Source organism: Priestia sp. SB1 (assembly GCF_038898415.1).
Genome location: NZ_JBBJSS010000012.1, coordinates 73,866 through 92,172, shown reverse-complemented (window position 1 = coordinate 92,172; position 18,307 = coordinate 73,866). Strand labels below are relative to the sequence as shown.

Genomic DNA, 18,307 nt, shown 5'->3' with positions numbered 1-18,307 from the left:
TCTAAGTAATCAGTTTACAAAACCTACGTATGTCCGGTCAAGGTGCTCAGCTCAAGGGAATACGCGGACAGGAAACAAACGGAAAAAGAGATTGAGCCATAATTACATTAATTCAACCTACAGACGAACAAATGGGATAAATAAGCTCATATGAATTGCTTGTTACACTTCTGTTGATTTACGCAGGAGTCTTCGCCTTGCCCTTCAATCAACAGTTAGAAACAGCTACATACGTGAAGCTGACGTTTATCCTACCAATGAAAAAAATCCGAACGAGTTGGATTCTTCGTTCGGATTTCCCTTCAACTAACATACTTTTATTTATTTTAAACGAAAGCTGTCAATTTGATGAAGATAACCAAGACGCTGCTGCTTTCTAAATAATTCTTTCACCATATAGGCTACACCATTTTCATTATTAGAACGAGTAACCCAATCCGCAAGCATTTTTAATTCCGTTGGTGAATTGCCCATGGCCACACCCATTCCCGCGTGTTCAATCGTTTCTACATCATCATAGCAATTTCCAATGGCTACTACGTCTTCCATCGGTATCCCTAGACGATTTGCTACATAACGAACGCCGGCAGCTTTTGTGGCTCCTTTTGGCGTAATATAGCATCTATTTTCATTTGGATACGAAAACCATTCAATATCCGGAACTGCACTGGCAATTGTTTGCTCAGCGTATTCTTTTTCTCTACGATCTGCAAAATACACTTCTATTTTTGGAGTAGAAACAGGTTCATCACGAAGCGTATCCCCTAATGAATCTACGAACTGCACGGGATAAAAGAGCGGTTCTCCCGTTTTTAACACGCTTTTAGCTACAATATTATTAGGAAGCTTTACACGATTTCCAATTGAAAACCTTTCATGCAAAATGCGGACATGACAATTAAAATTTTCAAAAAGCTGAATGAGATTAAATGTTTTTTCCTCGCTAATTCTCTTATCTAGTATCGGTTTGTCTATCGATGTTCCGATAAAGGCACCGCTATGAGTAATGAGCATTGCTGGATGAACTTTAAGTGATCGAGCAATTTTTTTAGCAGACGGAAAATGCCTGTTTGTTACTAACGTAACGTAAACCCCTTTATTTTTCACAAATTGAATTGCGTCTTTCGTTTCTTTTGTAACGCGCCCTTGGCTATTTAAAATGGTTCCATCAATATTCAACGCTAGCAATCGATAAGCCATATGAGAACCCCTTCTTTCATAGATGTCTAATCCGTTAGGATACGGTTATAAATGACCTTTTCATGATAGTCGGCATGTGTAGCCTTGTTACTAAGCTTATGAGCAGAACTGCACAATTAGAAGGAATTTCCGCATAAAAAAAGAGGAAAAGATTTCTCTTTTCCTCTTTTCTCTATCTCTTATTCAGCCGCACCGTAAAGTTCTTCAAGTGGCTTCATGATAATTTTGTTTAATTCACCAATTACCATGCTCATACGTTGCTCAGCTTCCATTAGCTTCGCGATATTTTGATCTTGTTGAACGATTGCAACTGTTTGTTGAGCTTGCTGAACTTCTTCTTCAGTGATCTCTTGGCCCATCATTTGCTTTTGTTGCAGCTCCATTTGCATTGTACGGAAACGCTCAAATAATTGTTTTGAACCTTGATCAGCGTTTACTGCTGCATATAAGTTTTTTAAGTTTGTGTAATCGTCGCTTTGACGAATTGCTTTTTCTAAATCATTTGCTACATCATGTAAGTTTACAGACACGTTAAGTTCCTCCTAATTCAGTTCTATAATTTCTTGACTTCCCTAACTATAACAAATTATTATATAAAATTCAGCTTAAGACCTTTATTTTCTCAGAAAACGATAAATTCTCTTCACAGATTGGGCTAATTCCTCATAGTATATATCAGCATTCGCCTACTAAAGGAAAGAAAAAGAGGATTCGTTTATGAATACTTTTACCATTTCTCTAAAACCACTAGAGAACCATATGAGCGACGACATTTACATTAGTTCTGCTCTGTTCTCACGTGTGAAATGCAAGCACGAGTTTACGTTAACAGTAGGCTCCATCACGAAAGAAGTTAAAGCCACTGTTTTTCAGCATCGAGAATGCTGCTTCATGATGTCGGAAGCTCTATTTGCAGACTTTTGCTTTCCGTATGAAACGCATCAGCTGAGAGGCATTTACGAAGAGAACACGTTTAGGATGGGACCCGTGATTAGCATCGTAACAGAAGTTCGAGAAGATGAAGAACCCTTTGGCTCCATTTCTGTATTTTGTAAGGAATTTGTTCAAGCTTGCAAGGAGTTAGGGTGTTTTTGCTATGTGAGCAAATTGAGCGACGTGAAGTCATTGTCCCCTAAAGGATATGTTTATCGCGGTGATCGATGGGTTTATTCAGACGTTCCCTTTCCGGGAATAGTACACAACCGGATTCATGCCAGGAAAACCGAGCAAAGCGCTGATTTTCAAACCTTTAAAACATTTTTGAAAGAGCATGACGTTCCTTTCTTTAACGCACGCTACTTAAATAAATGGACGGTTTTTCAACAGCTTAAAGATGTTGTACACTTGCTTCCATATTTGCCAAAAACGTATCAGCTTCGTTCACGTCAAGATCTTCTTGACGCTTTGGAACTTCATGACGATGTTTTTCTGAAGCCTGTTCATGGTAGCCAAGGAAAAAATATTTTTAAAATTTCAAAGAAAGAGAAGTATATTTTAGACTATACAACGTTTACACAGACGTATGAAAAAGAATATGAATCTCTCTATGACTTATTTGAAACGCTTTATAGTCAATTAAAAAGGCAAGGATTTCTTATCCAAGAAGGAATTTCACTGCAGACATACAAACAGTGCCCTTTTGATTTCCGCATTCTCTGTCATAAAAAAGACGACTTGACGTGGAAAATCACGTCCATTGTCACACGTGTATCAAAACCCGGCAATTTCGTCTCAAATCTTGCTCGTGGAGGGGATATTCATCCTCCTCAGCAAGTTTTAACTCAGCTCTATGATTCAAAAACGACGCGCCATATCCTTTCACTTTTAAAAGAGATTGCGATTGAAATTTGCACACAGCTTTCTCACCCGGCTGAACTTTATGCAGAATTTGGTATTGATTTAGCGATTGATCAAGAAGGAAAGCCTTGGATTATTGAAGTAAATGTCAAACCTTCCAAACAATTAGATTCCAGCGCTTTCTCTGTTCGTCCCTCAACAAAAGCACTGCTTGATTATTGTCTGCATGCAACGAATTTTCAATTTGCCAAGGAGGATTTACGATGATTTCATTAGGCTTTTTAACGATTCACCCACAGCAAGAAGTGGAGTATGTGACCGAAGTTGCTAAACATGCTTCTGAGTTTTCAATTGAAATATACCGTTTTACTCCTTTTAACATTCATCCTAACACCGAAAATATTGAAGGCTTCCGCTACGATTTACAACAAAAGAAATGGATAGAAGATTCCTTTTTACTTCCTTCGTTTATTTACGATCGCTGCTTTTATCGAAAAGACTCGCTGTCTAATAAGGCTCGCCCTATTGTAAACTGGCTTAAACAGCGGGAAGATGTTACATTTTTAGGCCATGGATTGCCCAATAAGCTAGATGTCTATGAAGCCATTAAAAACGATAGCTATTTATCTTCATATATTCCTCCTACCACTCCAATCGAAAGTGTAGAGCAGCTTGTTCAGCTGCTTCGAACAAACGATAGCCTAATGATTAAGCCTGCTAACGGCTCACAAGGTAAAGGAATTGTGAAATTAAGACAGCGTGGACGTGAAATTGAAGCTTCTTATCAACAAAATGACATTGTAAACACCATTCTATTTTCCTCTTTTCAGGAGTTTAAGAACTGGTTTACGAAAACGGCCCGTGATGTATTGTATATTGCTCAGCCCCATATTTCATTTTTCCCTTATGAGCGCACTCCTTTTGATATAAGACTGCTATTACAAAAAGGAAACGATGGTGCTTGGAAAGAAATTGGAAGAGGAATTAGACAAGGTGAACGAGACTCCATCGTAACAAATGTAAGTTCAGGAGCCTCTATTGTACCTTTTGAGAACTTGCTGCCTCGCATCCCTCGCGTTCACCGTCAATATGTGATGGATGAAATCAACACCATTTGTAAAACGATTCCGTCCGTACTGGAAAAACATTTTCCTTCTCTTTTTGAATTAGGTATTGATTTATGTATCTCGAGAGACTTCAGCATCTGGATTCTAGATTTAAATTCGAAACCAGGAAGAAAAATCGTAATGGAGACAGCTCCTGAACAAAAAGAAGTCATGTATAAAAATGTCCTGTCTTACTGCATCTATTTAGCTAACACACTATCGTATCGTAAGGAGTAATGCTATGAAAAAAACTCTTACTCGCCTTGTTGTAGTAGAGCAGCTAGGATGCGATCTTTCTGTTCCTGCATCTCTTTACAAAGACTCCTTGAAACAAGCAGCTTTTGGAACAATGACAGCTCCATGCCTTATACAATCTTCAGAATGTGAAGAAATTCAGATTTCAGCTGAGCTAATGACAAAACTGCAAATTCCTTTCGCTCATATGATGCACCCTATTATTGTGAATGAGACCATTCACTTAGGACCTTTAATTGGTGTGTTATCAGCTGGTTTTACTGGTTCTCTGCTGCGGCCAATTGGAAAGCGTTCCCTTCACTTAGCTAAACTTCTTTCTACTGCAAGTATAACAGGGGGACTTCCTTTTATTTTTGGAACTCATCATATCAACTGGGAAACCGGGACCATAAACGGCTATTTTTACGAGGAAAGCGGCTGGACACAGCATGAAGTCCCGCTTCCTAACGTTGTATATAACCGTTTGCCAAATCGAAAAACAGAGGGGTTAGCTCCTTTTAAGTTCATTAAAGAAAAGATGATGACTGATTACGGCATTCCATTTTTTAATCCTGATTTTTTCAACAAGTGGGAAATTCATGAGCTTTTAAAACTGAACGAGCAGACAGCCTATTTGTTACCTTACACGGTTGAAAGTCCTTCGTGTGAGCAAATAAAAAAACTTCTGCTTCTTCATCAAACCGTTTATTTAAAGCCGAAAAACGGAAGCTTAGGCCGCGGCATTTATACGCTAGCTTTTAAGGATTCCATGTACACGCTGACTTACAAAGGAGAAAAAGGTCTTCATGTTCAAGAAAAAGAAACCTTAGAGGAACTATTATCAGAATTTGAATATTTACTTACTAATCCTTCATACATTGCTCAGCAAGGTATTTCATTAATCAAAAAAGAAAAGCGCTGTGTAGACTTTCGCGTGCATACGAATAAAGACGGGAATAACCAATGGGTGCTTACTGCTCTAGCTGCTAAAGTAGCCGGTCCCAACAGCATCACTACGCATCTTGATTACGGCGGAGAAATTGAAGCTACAGCCAAAATATTCACTAACCCTTCTTACAAAAAAGAAATTGAAAATAAGCTAAAAGATGCCGCTATCTCAATTAGTCATATACTTGAACAGAAGTTGAACGGATTAATTGGAGAGCTTGGATTCGATTTTGGAGTGGATTATCAAGGAAACGTGTGGCTGTTTGAAGCTAACTCTAAGCCCGGTCGCTCTATTTTTTCACACCCTGCCTTACGAAAAGCGGATCAACAAACTAGAAAACTTTCTCTAGAATATGCGATTTACTTATCTGGATACTATCTAAATACACCTGAAGGCATCAGCATATGATTACAATTTACTATCACAAAGAAAAGCAGCAGTGGTTTCATAATAATCCTTCAGCATCTTACACATGGGGAGTTCAAGAAATTGAACTTCCCTTTACTCAAAGTATTTCTTCTACTCAAGCTTTTCTTCGTTTAAAAGGAGAAAAAGCAGGTCCTATTGTGGGAGTTTTAACGAACAAAGCTGTTTTGGAAAAACTGAATGTAAAACAGCGTCCTTTATTAGAACTCTTACATCATACCCTGCAAGAGAAAGGCGGGCTTCTTGCTTTATTCGCTGAAGAAACAATGTCTCATCACTTCTTTGAAGGGTATTGCTTTGACGGGGCAAAAAAGCAGTGGATCAAAACAACTTTGCCGCTGCCAAACGTTATATATAATCGTTATCCAGGAAGAAAATCAGAAACCAAAAAGCTGAAATCTTTACACAAAAAAATAAAAAGCAGGCACATCCCCCTTTTTAATTCCGCTTTTTTTTCAAAATGGAAAGTGTATCAGTTATTTTCAAAACATCCACTATTATCTTCTCACCTTCCTAAAACCTATCGTTTAACACCAGAAATTGATATTGCTAAGCTTCTGCAAAAACACTCTTCTCTTTATTTTAAGCCTATTAACAGCAGTAAAGGCGCTGGAATTTTCCGATTATCTTCCGATAAGCATACGATTATTTATCAAGATCATACACGCAAAGAAGAATTTTCTTCTTTACAAGCAATTGACCTTCCCAGGTCTGCTTATCTCATTCAAGAAGCAATTGAGACGCAGCCATTCAAAGACCGGCGCTATGACTTACGTATTTTAGCGCATCACAAAGATAGCCGGTATGTTATTAGCGGCGTCGGTATTCGACATAGTCCCTATCACTCCATTACAACACATACGTTAAACGGCGGAAGCATTTCACCTTCTCAAGATCTTGAAGATGAAGTAGATACTTCCTTTCTTTCGTCTTTTGTAAATACGTGCGGGCAAGTCCTTCAAAAGTCCTTCCCTCTCATTGAAGAATTTTCTCTTGATATGGCAAAGTCAGTCCAAGGTCATTATTATCTGTTTGAAGTGAATGCAAAACCGATGATTTTTGATGAAACAGACATTCAAACGCAAGGTGCTAAACACATATGCAACATATTTTACAAATTAACAAAATTTTTAGATTAAATGATTTTTCATCTCCTTTTCTCATGGTAAGCTTATAATAACTACTTGAGAAAGGAGATTTTCTTTATGGTTGCACATTTTCAGGTTAAACCACTGTATCAAAATAATCGAATGCCGGGCTGGCACATCTCGTTTTATATGAATCGGGTTTATTACGAGGCTGATTATTTAAAAGATGGACAAATTGTATGGAAAACTGCGCTTTCTAATCAAATAGATGAAACACAATTAATTGATTATATTCATGAGCTTATGCTTTTTCACGTTTATGAATAGTAAGCTTTCACCGAAGGGAACGAGCACAGATGAAACAGCTGCACACACTATTTGGGGATAAAATGATTAAGGCTAAAATCCCTTCTCAATTTGAACGATACAAATGGTTTTCATGTGATGAAGGCTTCATTGGAATTGAACACACGGCTTTGTCTCAAAAAGAGCAGGCATTACTTTCTGCTTTTTTAACGCCTTATGATGAGGAAGTTTCTTTCCTGACGCCAGAACAATTGTATTGGTCAAACCTGTTATTTAAAGCACCTGAAAAAGTCATTCACTCTCATCATACGCACCATTCTTTTCGCTTTACCCAGTTTTTAATTAAACGTTCGTTTGAACAAAAAATAGAGTTTGAAAATGCGCTTCACGCCTTGTATTCTACCTCGATTACTGTGTTGTGGATTGATAAACAATCAGGTATCGTTATCGAAACCTTTGATGATCCTAATGACTTAACTGAAAATTTATCAGATTCTATCGAGGTGCTATGTCATGATTTTGAAACTTCAATTCAGTTCTTTGAAGGACAAATTCACTTTTTTCCGTCTTCACCGCGATTAATTTTTGAGCGTGAAAAGAAATGGTTTTATCAAATTAAGCATACAGTCGAACAAAACCATGTTATCCATTTTACCGACGTTTTACCCCATTTGGTTCTGCAAGAGTCTTCAGAGGCAATCCAAAATCATATGATACATTTACTTGACTTAGTAAAAGATGATGGAGATCTTTTAGAAACGATTAAAGTTTATTTAGAATGTAATTTAAACGTATCTCTTGCTGCTAAGAATTTGTACATGCATCGCAACAGCTTGCAGTATAGAATTGAGAAATTTATTGATCGCACACACCTTGATATCAAACACTTCACAGGAGCTGTGTCTGCTTACTTAGCTATTCTTGCGTTAAAAAATTCACAGGATAAAAAATAAAATGAAAGGGTTTTCGTAAATAGTGCACGAAAACTCTTTCTTTTTTTTGTGCATGTTTGCCATTTACCGTTTCATTAAAAAAAATTACACTAGAGTTAAGAAAACGGTTTCACAGAGTACATACAAGGGGGAAATGGAAATGGCTGAATTACGTTTAGAACATATTTATAAAATGTATGATAAAGATGTGACGGCGGTAAAAGATTTTAACCTTCACATTCAAGATAAAGAATTTATTGTATTTGTTGGGCCTTCAGGCTGCGGGAAATCGACAACGCTTCGTATGGTTGCAGGGCTAGAGGAAATTTCCAAAGGTGATTTTTATATTGACAGCAAGCGTGTAAATGACGTTGCTCCAAAAGATCGCGATATTGCAATGGTATTCCAAAACTACGCATTATATCCGCATATGAGCGTATATGACAACATGGCTTTCGGCTTAAAACTTCGTAAATTACCAAAAGATGAAATCGAACGCCGCGTAAAAGATGCCGCTCGTATTTTAGGACTTGAGCAATACTTAGAGCGCAAGCCAAAAGCATTATCCGGCGGACAGCGTCAGCGTGTAGCTCTAGGTCGTGCAATCGTTCGTGATGCTAAGGTCTTCTTAATGGACGAACCTTTATCAAACTTAGACGCGAAATTACGTGTGCAAATGCGTTCTGAAATTGCGAAGCTTCACCAGCGTTTGGGTACAACGACAATTTACGTAACACATGACCAAACCGAAGCAATGACAATGGCTTCTCGTCTGGTTGTTATGAAAGATGGGATTATCCAGCAGGTTGGTACACCAAAAGAAGTATATGAAAAACCTGAAAATGTATTTGTAGGCGGGTTTATTGGTTCTCCTGCTATGAACTTCTTAACCGGAACGTTAAAAGACGGAAAGGTTCAAGTAGGCGATTCTCTTCTTGCAGTTCCGGAAGGTAAAATGAAAATACTTCGCGAGCAAGGATATTTAAATAAACAAATTATTTTAGGCATCCGTCCTGAAGATTTCCATGATGAACCTGTATTTATTGAATCTTCACCCGGCACAAAAGTTACTATTAAAGTCGATGTATCCGAGTTAATGGGAGCTGAAACCATGCTTTATTCTAAACTCGGCGGACAAGATTTTGTAGCACGCGTAGATTCAAGAACAGATATTAAACCGCTTCAGTCTCTAGACTTAGCATTAGATATGAACAAAGCGCATTTCTTTGATGCAGAATCCGAACAGCGCATCCGTGCTGAACACGAATAAAAAAGACCCTTAGGGGTCTTTTTTTATTCCTGTATTTGCTTCAATTCCTCACTGTGACAAGTAGAGCAGTAAAAGAGATGAATACATTGGTGATTTGCTAAATCACTAGGATACCCATTTTCTACTTTTAACTGATCGATTTCCATGTAAGCACTGTAATCATCAAAATAATCGCTGACTTTTCCCATATCCCCTAGCACTTCTCCACATGCTTTGCACGTCATTTGTACATCACTAAACCCATTACATAAAGAACAAATCGACATCCGCACACCTCGCTTTACCTGATCAATATGTACCTATAATATGCACGGAATAAAACTCTCTTACTCTTTATCAAACTCCACACAAAAATTTCTATAAATTACCAATAAAATTCTATGTATATGTTTTTTTCCCTTTCGCCATAATACTAGTAACAACCGAGCACAACAGCTCGCAAACATTGAGTTACGCCGCGGTAGGCAAGCAGATCTAATCGATGCATCTGCTCGGCTGGTTCAACTCCAGCTAACTCAACCATTAAATCTATTTTATCTAACGAGGAGATGAATACACATGGCAAATTATCAAAACGCATCAAACAGAAATTCATCAAACAAGTTAGTAGCGCCTGGTGCTCAAGCTGCTATCGATCAAATGAAGTTCGAAATCGCTAGTGAGTTTGGTGTAAACTTAGGACCAGATGCAACAGCTCGTGCGAACGGATCTGTTGGTGGCGAAATCACAAAACGTTTAGTACAATTAGCTGAGCAAAACTTAGGCGGCAAGTACTAATATTAACTAATTTCATATTATGGCTTTAGCGCTCCAAGATCTCTTGGAGCGCTTTCTAATTTCTTTTAATCAGCTTCCTCATTCTTATTCGCAAATGATTTTACAGAAACTTTGCGAATGCGTCGATTTTCTACTTCCTTAATGGTAAACAATATCTCTTCATATGAGAAAAAGTCTCCTTTAGCAGGAATATGATCAAACTGCTCATATATCCATCCCCCTAAGGTATGGCACGTACTGTCAGGAGAACTAACTGCTACATAGGTTAAAAATTCATCAATAGGGATGTCTGCGTTAAATTCGTACTCCTTTTCCCCTATCTGATGTACATACTTAACAGCTTCATCATGTTCATCCCAAATCTCTCCCACAATTTCTTCTAATATATCCTCTAAGGTCACAAGACCGGCCGTTCCACCAAACTCATCAACTACAATTGCCATGTGCACCTTACTTTTTTGAAGCTCTGGCAATAGTACAGATATTTTCATGGATTCTACTACAAAAATAGGTTGTCTCAACAAATCACGAATAAAAATCTCTTTTCTTTGGACTAAACAGGTTAAAAATTCTCTTTCTGATAAAATGCCAATAATGTTATCAATATGATCTTCGTATACAGGGACTCTCGAATATCTCTCTTCAAGAAACATTTGACAAACCGAATCAATATCAGCATTTACGTCAACTGCTGTGACATCTATTCTAGGTTTTAAAATTTGCCCCACCACAATGTCATTAAAATTGAGTGAGCGATGAACTAGCTCTTTTTCAATATTATTAATCGTTCCTTCTTCTTCGCTTAAATCTACCATCACTTTAATTTCATCTTCTGTGATCGTTGGTGTGGGAGCAGACGCTAACAAGTGAGAAGCTCCTTTTCTCACCTGTAAAAATAAGAAGGAAATCGGGGTTAATAATTTAATAATAAGAAATAACAAGGAAGAAATCATCAGCGCAAAAGATTCGGCATGCTCTTTCGCTAACGATTTCGGTAAGACTTCACCAAAAATCAAAATGATGATGGTCATAACGATGATACTAATCACAAGTGCTAGGTTTCCTTTAAACACATCGAGGGCAATTTTAGCTGCCAAAGAGGACGCAGCAATGTTTACGACAACATTTCCTACTAAAATTGTCGATAGCGTCTGCTCAAAGTGTTCAGCAATATGCAGCGCTTTTTTACTTCCTCGATATTTTTTCTCAGCGTAATGTTTTAAACGAATTTTATTTACGCTTGAAAAGGCTGTCTCAGCAGATGAAAAGAAAGCTGATAACATAAGCAAAACGACTAATATCATCATTTGATTCAGAGGCAAGTCTCCCAAAAGACATTCACTCTCCTATTTTTTGATTTTTCTGTCTTTTTATCATATCAAATTTTTTTGATGTTGAATATTTTCTTCATCAACTTTGTATTACTTTATGCTACGCATGCTTTTTATTATGAATAAGTATACAAATTGTATATTCTAAAGAATAGATACTATCTTTTATAGAGGGGTGCAACCAATGAAAATTTTACTATTTGGCTCAACAGGACGAGTTGGACAGTCTTTATTAAAAATGATGCTAAAAGATGAAAACGATGTTACGGTACTTGTTAGAGACCGCAATAAGCTAAAGATTAGTCATCCAAACCTACATATCTTACAAGGCGATGTCCTTGATCAAGAAAATATCAGCTTTGCCCTCAAGCACCAAGATATCGTAGTCAGCGCGTTAAATACAGATGGTGCAGAGACCATTTCAAAAAGTATTCCGCTTATTATAAACAGCATGAAGCATTACGGGGTTCATCGTATTCTTACTATCGGAACTGCAGGTATTTTACAGTCACGGACAGAACCGGAAAAGTATCGTTTTCAATCAAATGAATCGAAGCGTAAAACGACCAGAGCAGCAGAAGATCATTTAAAAGGATACTTACACTTGAAGGAAAGTGACCTAAACTGGACCGTTATATGCCCAACCTACTTGCCTGATGGTGAAGTAACAGGCACATACCGAGTGGAAAAAGATATTTTGCCAGCAGATGCCGTTAAAATTTCAACGGGAGATACCGCTCACTTTACCTACCATGAAATATGGGCTCAAAAATTCCCAAAATGCCGCGTTGGAATTGCTTATTGAAAAATCAGGAGAACTTTTCGTTTTCAAAACGAAAAGTTCTACATCCAAAAAATACCAATTATAGCTAATCCACCTAGAACAAAACCTCCTATTTGACCAACGAGAGCCGGTGTCAAAACAGGCTTTCCTTTTTCTTTCTCTAATGTGCTAATATCAAGCTTCATCTGATACATTTCTTCTTTTAAATCTTCAATCTGGCCGTGCAGCGCTTGAATCTGACGTTCTTGGTCACTCATCCACTATCTTCCCTTCCCTTTTTTATTTTTATCATATGCGTAAAAAAGTTAAAGCTTTACTTTTCAGCATCACTTTTTCTAAATGTTAAAAACTCCTTTCCCCGGCTTTAGGATAAAAAACACTTTCCTTCTCATAATAAAAAAGAATAGAGTCCTTAGTCATTGTTGAAAGGAGAACATGATGATAAAACTTGTGTTGATTAGGCATGGACAAAGCGTATGGAACCTTGAAAATAAATTTACAGGCTGGACGGATGTAGACCTTTCTAAAAATGGATTGCAAGAAGCGCGAGAAGCCGGAAAAGTGCTAAAGAAAAACGAATATGCTTTTGATATCGCCTATACTTCTGTTTTAAAACGATCCATTCGTACTCTATGGATTGTCTTACATCAAATGGACTTCATGTGGATTCCTGTATATAAATCTTGGAGACTGAATGAACGACACTACGGGGCTCTTCAAGGTTTGAACAAAGAAGAAACCGCAAAAAAATTTGGAGAAGAGCAGGTGCATTTGTGGAGAAGGTCGATGGACGAACGCCCTCCTGCTTTAGAGACAACAGATATTCGCTATGAAGCTTCCAACCCTAAGTATAAGGAATTAGCCAAGGGACAATTTCCTGTAACGGAAAACTTAGCCGATACAGAAAAGCGGGTTCTAGAATATTGGAACAAAACTATTGCTCCTTCTATTAAAGCTGGCAAAAAGGTTATTATTTCCGCTCACGGTAATACGATTAGAGCTCTGATGCAGTATTTGGATAACATTTCACCTGATGGCATTGCGAACTTGAATATTCCCACAAGCGTACCGCTTGTGTATGAGCTTGATGATAATTTAAAGCCCATTAGACATTATTATTTAGGCATCGATGGAGAAATTCCGACACATATTCCTTCTTCATAAAAAACGTGCCTAGATTGTAGGCACGTTTTTTTATATATTTGAACGAAAGTATTTTCTATACGCCCAATGATTAGTAGGACCGTGTCCCGAACCAAGTTCAAGCGTATGCTTAATCGCATAGTGAACAAAATCCGAAGCGGTTTGAACTGCTTCAACTACGCTTTTGCCTTTCGCTAGTTCAGCCGTGACGCAAGCAGCAAACGTGCATCCCGTCCCGTGTGTATGCTTTGTATTCATCTTTTCATGCTTGATTTCAACATACGTATGACCATCATACACTAGATCAATCATATCCTGATGAGATTGGTCATGTCCGCCTTTAATTACCACGTGCTTTACACCTAGCTCATGCATCTGTTTTGCCGCTTCTTTTCTGTCTTCAATCGTGTGAATTTCTTTCCCCGTGATGACTTCCGCCTCCGGTATGTTCGGCGTAATGACTTCACAAAGGGGCAATAATTCTTTTAGCGCCTGTATAGCTTCTCTTTGAAGAAGAGATTGACCGCCTTTTGCAATCATAACGGGATCAACTACAACATTTTGCAGTCCGTGCTGTTTGATTTTACGAGCCACTGCGTAAATAATATCAGCACTGAACAACATACCTGTCTTCACTGCATTAGGAAATAAGTCAGTCGCAATTGAATCTAACTGCGTTTCAACTGCTTCTACTTCTAAAGGATAAACTCCTTGAACGCCAACTGTATTTTGTGCAGTCACAGCTGTAATAACAGACATGCCAAAAACGTCACGCTCTTGAAATGTTTTTAAATCTGCTTGAATGCCCGCTCCTCCACCGCTGTCTGATCCAGCAATGGTTAATGCTTTTGGTACTGTCATGCTTGAAACCTCCATCTCTTTCTTACCCAATATACCGATGATAAAGTGACTTTGCTTCTACTATATCGTTTGTTCCATGGACAAAGACGCGCCCATCTTGAAACATCACTAAACGGTAATCATCTACATAAAAAGAAAGCAGATACGGATTTTGTTCAATTTTATATCCTTTTTCTTTTAATCGTTCACCTAAAGACTGCAGTGGCTGCTTGGCTGATTTGCCCGGACGGATTTGTACCGTGTTTCTTCCGCATAGCACAGCTGTTTTCGTTTGATTTTCATATTGTAAAAAGGGATACGTTTGTTCACTGCCGCATGAGCGGCAAGCAGATTTGCGAAATACGTTCACATTGATGCTCGTATACTCATTTTTCCATACGTCAAACGAAACAAGTTCCCTCCTGAGCGCATTCCAGTCTCCAACTAATATTTTTAACACCTCTGTTACTTGATGAGCGACTACCATTTGTACAGCAGGACTAATAATCCCCACTGTATCACATGTTAATCCTCCAAGCGGTACAGATTCAAGCAAACAGGATAAACACGGTGTTTCACTTGGTATGATAGTATAACTAATTCCGTAACTTCCTACACATGCTCCGTAAATCCAAGGAATATCATATTTTTGTGATAAATCATTCATTACAAGGCGTGTGTCAAAATTATCGGTTGCATCAATCATAACATCTACCCCCTCAACAAGCTGTTCTAAAACTTGAGGGGTACCGTCCGCTACGTGGGCTTCTACTTTTACATCATGATTAATATCGTGAAGCCTTTTTTTAGCGGCAACTGCTTTTGGGATTCTTTTATCAGCATCTTTTTCACTATACAATTGCTGACGCTGAAGGTTGCTCCACTCTACATAATCGCGGTCAATGAGCGTTATTTTCTTTACTCCCGCTCGTGCAAGGGCCTCGGCGTTCCCTGTTCCAAGAGCACCTGCTCCTACAATCAGAACATGCTTTTCTTGAATTTGCTGCTGTCCGCCTTTTCCAATAGGTTGAAACAATTCTTGGCGGGAATAACGATTAATCAACCGATACTCATCCCTTCTGTTGGACTGCTTGCCGTTGCATATTGTTTCTTTTCAATACGTCCTGCTTCAAATGCTGCTCTTCCTGCCTCAATCGCTAGCTTCATAGCACGAGCCATTTTCACAGGATCTTTTGCTCCTGAAACAGCTGTATTTAATAACACACCATCTGCTCCTAGCTCCATAGCTTGAGCTGCGTCTGAAGCCGTTCCAATACCTGCATCTACAATTACTGGAACGGTTGATTGTTCAATGATAAAACGCATGTTCAACGGATTAATAATACCTTGACCTGAACCGATAGGCGACGCTCCTGGCATAATGGCATGTACGCCTAACTCCTCTAAACGACGCGCAAGTAAAACATCATCTGATGTGTAAGGTAAAACGGTAAAGCCCTCTTTTAACAGTTCTTCACTAGCTTTTAATGTTTCAACTGGATCAGGAAGCAGCGTCTTATCACATCCAATTACTTCTACTTTCACCATGTCACAAAGTCCAGAAGCCTTTGCTAATTTAGCAATACGTACGGCCTCTTCTGCATTTTTTGCTCCAGCAGTGTTAGGCAAAAGAGTGAAACGCTTCACATCAAGTGCTTCTAATAAATTAGGCTGATTTTGATCAAAAATATCCATTCGTCTAACAGCAAATGTTAAAATTTCTGTTTCCGACTCTTCTACCGCTTGACGCTGAGTCGTAAAGTCCGGAAATTTCCCTGTTCCTAATAATAAACGTGAATTAAATGTATATTGTCCAATTTTTAACATACTCTTCATCCTCCTCCAACAAATGAAACAACTTCTAATGTATCTCCATCTTTTAAGCATGCATCGCTATGTTCTTCTTTTTGCAAAATATTCTTGTTTAATTCAACAATTACAACTCGCTCATGCAGACTCTGAGCCTGCAGCAAGTGCTCGACCGTTTCAATTTCATCTCCGACAGTGACGGTCTTACCGTTAATAATTAGATTCAATGAACTCCCTCCATTGCTCTCGTTAGCTGAAATGATGTAAAGAATGAATGATTTGGCTTTTTCCCTAACAAAGCATCAGCCATAATTTTTCCAGTTGCAGCGCTTAATAAAATACCGTTTCGGTAGTGGCCAAAAGCCATGTGCAGATTCGCTATTTCAGGGTGCTCTCCTAAATAAGGCCAGCCATCATTTGTTTGTGGACGAAGACCAGCCCATGCTTTTTCAAATGTGGCTTCTTTAATGGCCGGCAGAAGCGCAGAAGCTTTATTCAGCAAAAATTGAATACCTTGTGCAGAAACGGTCTTAGTAAAATCATGCTGCAGCTTAGTTGCCCCGATTACGATTCTTCCACCAGTCTTAGGGACTAAGTAAAAACCTTCATCTAAAAAAATCGTTTTAGAAAGCAGGGGCTTATGACTTTGCAGAGCAATACACTCTCCTTTTACAGGAAACACCTCGCCTAAATGTTCAGAAGAAATAAAGCGTTTAGCCCATGAGCCTGCTGCAATCACTACTTTTTCTCCATAAAAAGAGCCTTTGGACGTCTGTACCCCTTTTACTGTTTCATTTTCCATAATAAGAGAGTGAACGTCACAGTATTCAAATACATCTGCTCCGTGATACAAGGCTCCATGAGCAAGAGCTTGTGTTAACTTAGCCGGAGCTAGCTGGCCGTCTCCCGGTATTGTAATGGCTCCGTATATGTCTGGAGAGAGCCCGGGTTCTAACAAACGCGCTTCTTTTACATCGATCCATCTTACATCTTTGTCCCACCGGTGGTGCTGAGCGGCTTTTTTCTTTAATACGTGTGCATCTTCTTCTGTTACAGCGACTTTTAATAAGCCTTTTTGAATGAGCTCTACGTCGATAGCCGTTTTTTCTTTTAGTTCCTTCACCAGTTCAGGAAACATGCTTCTGCTCTTAATAGCAAGGTCTAAAAGAGGACCTTCTTCATCAATTTCAGCTTGAGCACCTAAAATACCAGCGGCTGCACTTGAAGCTTCACAACCAACTTGATTGCGTTCAAGAATAGCTACTGACGCTCCTTGTTTTGACAAATGATAAGCGATAGAAGAGCTGATTATACCTCCTCCGATTAACAGTACATCATAATGCTGCTTCATTTTCTCCACCTCCAGATGTCCATATATGAGAATATTGTTTAATCGCTTTCAGGGGATCTTGCGCAAGCATGACACCAGACATCACGGCTATACCGTGTGCTCCTGTTTGAAGTACCTCTTTGGCATTTACAGGTGTAATTCCTCCAATGGCAATAACCGGTATCTGCACAGCGTCTACTACTTCTTTTAGTGCCGCTATCCCTCGACTTTTTAATTCTTTTTTTGAATGTGTTGAATAAATATGTCCGTATAAAATGTAGTGAGCACCATCTTTTTCAGCTTCTAAAGCCTCTTCCACAGAGTGAACTGACTTTCCAACAATAAGAGAAGGAAATGCGTCTATAACAAACGAAACGTCTAAACTATGATAGGCAAGCTGTACACCTTTTGCTTTTAAAGCATGCGCTACATCAACTCGGTCATTCACAATAATTTTAGAGCGACAAAATGGTAGGCTTTCTAGTAAACATTGAATCTGCTTTGCCGTTTTCTTTTTTTCTCTAATATGAATGGCGCCCGCAAAAGGCGCGATAGCCGTTAAAATTTTTTGAAGCTCTTCGATTGGCTGCTTATCTGTTGTAATGACATGAAATTTAGGAATATCCACATGATCGAAACCTTTCCATTCAGAATAAAGAGAAATTTCAATCACTTCATCTTGTGCAGAGGGCTTTATTACATACAAAAAACCACTCTACAACGTAGAGTGGTTAGCATGCATCGTTATGTAAACATGATCGCCACTTCCCTACGCTGGTCCAAACCAGATCAGGTTCAAAGGGTCCGAAATACATCCGTCTCAGCTTCAAAAAGCTCCCCTAGTGATTGCTATTTATTGATTTTGTTTTTGCACTTAAAATTATAACACAACTAGATGTAAATACAATATCTCTTTATGCTCTTACGGCTCTCTTCCTTTTATAGATGTATCTTTTAAGCTTCTTTACTAAGAGGCCCGGCGCAC

22 protein-coding genes and 1 riboswitch are annotated in these 18,307 nt (G+C 38.6%); of the genes, 10 read left to right on the top strand and 12 right to left on the bottom strand.

Annotation, left to right across the window (positions count from 1 at the left end):
• Positions 1-321 precede the first annotated feature (321 nt).
• Together WKH56_RS31725 and WKH56_RS31720 are read right to left on the bottom strand one after the other, a co-directional pair.
• On the bottom strand, positions 322-1,200 hold the full coding sequence (locus WKH56_RS31725) for a Cof-type HAD-IIB family hydrolase (RefSeq protein WP_028412564.1): 879 nt from the start codon (positions 1,198-1,200) through the stop codon (positions 322-324).
• A gap of 179 nt (positions 1,201-1,379) precedes the next feature.
• Entirely contained in the window at positions 1,380-1,730 is a 351-nt protein-coding gene (locus WKH56_RS31720; RefSeq protein WP_013055299.1) for a YlbF/YmcA family competence regulator, read from the bottom strand.
• Positions 1,731-1,917: 187 nt separating this feature from the next.
• Between WKH56_RS31720 and WKH56_RS31715 the strand changes: the two genes are divergently transcribed.
• From WKH56_RS31715 to WKH56_RS31685, 7 genes are all read left to right on the top strand, one after another.
• Positions 1,918-3,264 carry a YheC/YheD family endospore coat-associated protein gene (locus WKH56_RS31715; RefSeq protein ID WP_168761451.1) on the top strand — a complete coding sequence of 449 codons (1,347 nt, stop codon included), beginning with the start codon at positions 1,918-1,920 and terminating at the stop codon, positions 3,262-3,264.
• Complete coding sequence (locus WKH56_RS31710) at positions 3,261-4,340, top strand: YheC/YheD family endospore coat-associated protein (protein WP_310884173.1); 1,080 nt, start codon at positions 3,261-3,263, stop codon at positions 4,338-4,340. Before WKH56_RS31715 ends, WKH56_RS31710 begins: the two co-directional genes overlap by 4 nt.
• Positions 4,341-4,344: 4 nt before the next feature.
• Entirely contained in the window at positions 4,345-5,694 is a 1,350-nt protein-coding gene (locus WKH56_RS31705; protein ID WP_310884172.1) for a YheC/YheD family endospore coat-associated protein, read from the top strand.
• Positions 5,691-6,851: a YheC/YheD family endospore coat-associated protein gene (locus WKH56_RS31700; protein WP_028412568.1), complete on the top strand. Its 1,161-nt coding sequence runs from the start codon at positions 5,691-5,693 to the stop codon at positions 6,849-6,851. Before WKH56_RS31705 ends, WKH56_RS31700 begins: the two co-directional genes overlap by 4 nt.
• A 66-nt stretch (positions 6,852-6,917) precedes the next feature.
• Positions 6,918-7,127, top strand: coding sequence for a YheE family protein (locus tag WKH56_RS31695; protein WP_028412569.1), 210 nt, complete (start codon positions 6,918-6,920; stop codon positions 7,125-7,127).
• 29 nt (positions 7,128-7,156) lie between these two features.
• The gene (locus WKH56_RS31690; protein WP_048020602.1) at positions 7,157-8,059 is read left to right on the top strand and encodes a PucR family transcriptional regulator; all 903 of its coding nucleotides are present in this window, start codon (positions 7,157-7,159) and stop codon (positions 8,057-8,059) included.
• Positions 8,060-8,198: 139 nt separating this feature from the next.
• Positions 8,199-9,308, top strand: coding sequence for an ABC transporter ATP-binding protein (locus tag WKH56_RS31685; protein WP_025752961.1), 1,110 nt, complete (start codon positions 8,199-8,201; stop codon positions 9,306-9,308).
• Positions 9,309-9,331: 23 nt separating this feature from the next.
• On the opposite strand, the gene WKH56_RS31680 is transcribed toward WKH56_RS31685, so the two are convergent.
• Both WKH56_RS31680 and WKH56_RS31675 read right to left on the bottom strand, forming a co-directional pair.
• Complete coding sequence (locus WKH56_RS31680) at positions 9,332-9,574, bottom strand: hypothetical protein (protein ID WP_034268022.1); 243 nt, start codon at positions 9,572-9,574, stop codon at positions 9,332-9,334.
• A 146-nt stretch (positions 9,575-9,720) separates the two neighbouring features.
• Positions 9,721-9,873 (bottom strand): hypothetical protein, encoded by a 153-nt coding sequence (locus WKH56_RS31675; RefSeq protein ID WP_155404575.1) that lies wholly within the window; start codon positions 9,871-9,873, stop codon positions 9,721-9,723.
• On the opposite strand from WKH56_RS31675, the gene WKH56_RS31670 reads away from it, so the two are divergent.
• On the top strand, positions 9,867-10,085 hold the full coding sequence (locus WKH56_RS31670) for an alpha/beta-type small acid-soluble spore protein (protein ID WP_013055290.1): 219 nt from the start codon (positions 9,867-9,869) through the stop codon (positions 10,083-10,085). The two genes, WKH56_RS31675 and WKH56_RS31670, sit on opposite strands and share 7 nt — an antisense overlap.
• A gap of 65 nt (positions 10,086-10,150) precedes the next feature.
• Here the strand turns inward: WKH56_RS31670 and WKH56_RS31665 are convergent, their stop codons facing one another.
• Positions 10,151-11,416, bottom strand: a complete 1,266-nt coding sequence (locus WKH56_RS31665) for a hemolysin family protein (RefSeq protein ID WP_028412572.1) — start codon at positions 11,414-11,416, stop codon at positions 10,151-10,153.
• 184 nt (positions 11,417-11,600) lie between these two features.
• Here WKH56_RS31665 and WKH56_RS31660 point away from each other — a divergent pair, with 184 nt between their 5' ends.
• A complete protein-coding gene (locus WKH56_RS31660; RefSeq protein WP_243495369.1) occupies positions 11,601-12,221 on the top strand; it encodes an NAD(P)-dependent oxidoreductase in 621 nt (206 codons plus the stop codon).
• A 38-nt stretch (positions 12,222-12,259) separates the two neighbouring features.
• On the opposite strand, the gene WKH56_RS31655 is transcribed toward WKH56_RS31660, so the two are convergent.
• Entirely contained in the window at positions 12,260-12,457 is a 198-nt protein-coding gene (locus WKH56_RS31655) for a hypothetical protein (protein ID WP_016762958.1), read from the bottom strand.
• Positions 12,458-12,638: 181 nt separating this feature from the next.
• On the opposite strand from WKH56_RS31655, the gene gpmA reads away from it, so the two are divergent.
• Positions 12,639-13,364, top strand: a complete 726-nt coding sequence (gene gpmA, locus WKH56_RS31650) for a 2,3-diphosphoglycerate-dependent phosphoglycerate mutase (RefSeq protein ID WP_028412574.1) — start codon at positions 12,639-12,641, stop codon at positions 13,362-13,364.
• Positions 13,365-13,394: 30 nt separating this feature from the next.
• Here the strand turns inward: gpmA and thiD are convergent, their stop codons facing one another.
• The 6 genes from thiD to WKH56_RS31620 are packed head-to-tail and all read right to left on the bottom strand — an operon-like array spanning position 13,395 to position 17,950.
• Positions 13,395-14,204 (bottom strand): bifunctional hydroxymethylpyrimidine kinase/phosphomethylpyrimidine kinase, encoded by an 810-nt coding sequence (gene thiD, locus WKH56_RS31645; protein ID WP_028412575.1) that lies wholly within the window; start codon positions 14,202-14,204, stop codon positions 13,395-13,397.
• A 22-nt stretch (positions 14,205-14,226) separates the two neighbouring features.
• The gene (locus WKH56_RS31640) at positions 14,227-15,246 is read right to left on the bottom strand and encodes a thiazole biosynthesis adenylyltransferase ThiF (protein ID WP_028412576.1); all 1,020 of its coding nucleotides are present in this window, start codon (positions 15,244-15,246) and stop codon (positions 14,227-14,229) included.
• Positions 15,243-16,010, bottom strand: coding sequence for a thiazole synthase (locus WKH56_RS31635; RefSeq protein ID WP_013055283.1), 768 nt, complete (start codon positions 16,008-16,010; stop codon positions 15,243-15,245). The genes WKH56_RS31640 and WKH56_RS31635 overlap by 4 nt, the downstream gene beginning before the upstream one ends.
• A gap of 5 nt (positions 16,011-16,015) precedes the next feature.
• Complete coding sequence (thiS, locus tag WKH56_RS31630; protein WP_028412577.1) at positions 16,016-16,219, bottom strand: sulfur carrier protein ThiS; 204 nt, start codon at positions 16,217-16,219, stop codon at positions 16,016-16,018.
• Entirely contained in the window at positions 16,216-17,343 is a 1,128-nt protein-coding gene (thiO, locus tag WKH56_RS31625; protein ID WP_028412578.1) for a glycine oxidase ThiO, read from the bottom strand. Before thiO ends, thiS begins: the two co-directional genes overlap by 4 nt.
• A complete protein-coding gene (locus WKH56_RS31620; RefSeq protein ID WP_028412579.1) occupies positions 17,327-17,950 on the bottom strand; it encodes a thiamine phosphate synthase in 624 nt (207 codons plus the stop codon). Before WKH56_RS31620 ends, thiO begins: the two co-directional genes overlap by 17 nt.
• A gap of 121 nt (positions 17,951-18,071) precedes the next feature.
• Positions 18,072-18,173, bottom strand: a riboswitch (TPP riboswitch).
• Positions 18,174-18,307: the final 134 nt, after the last annotated feature.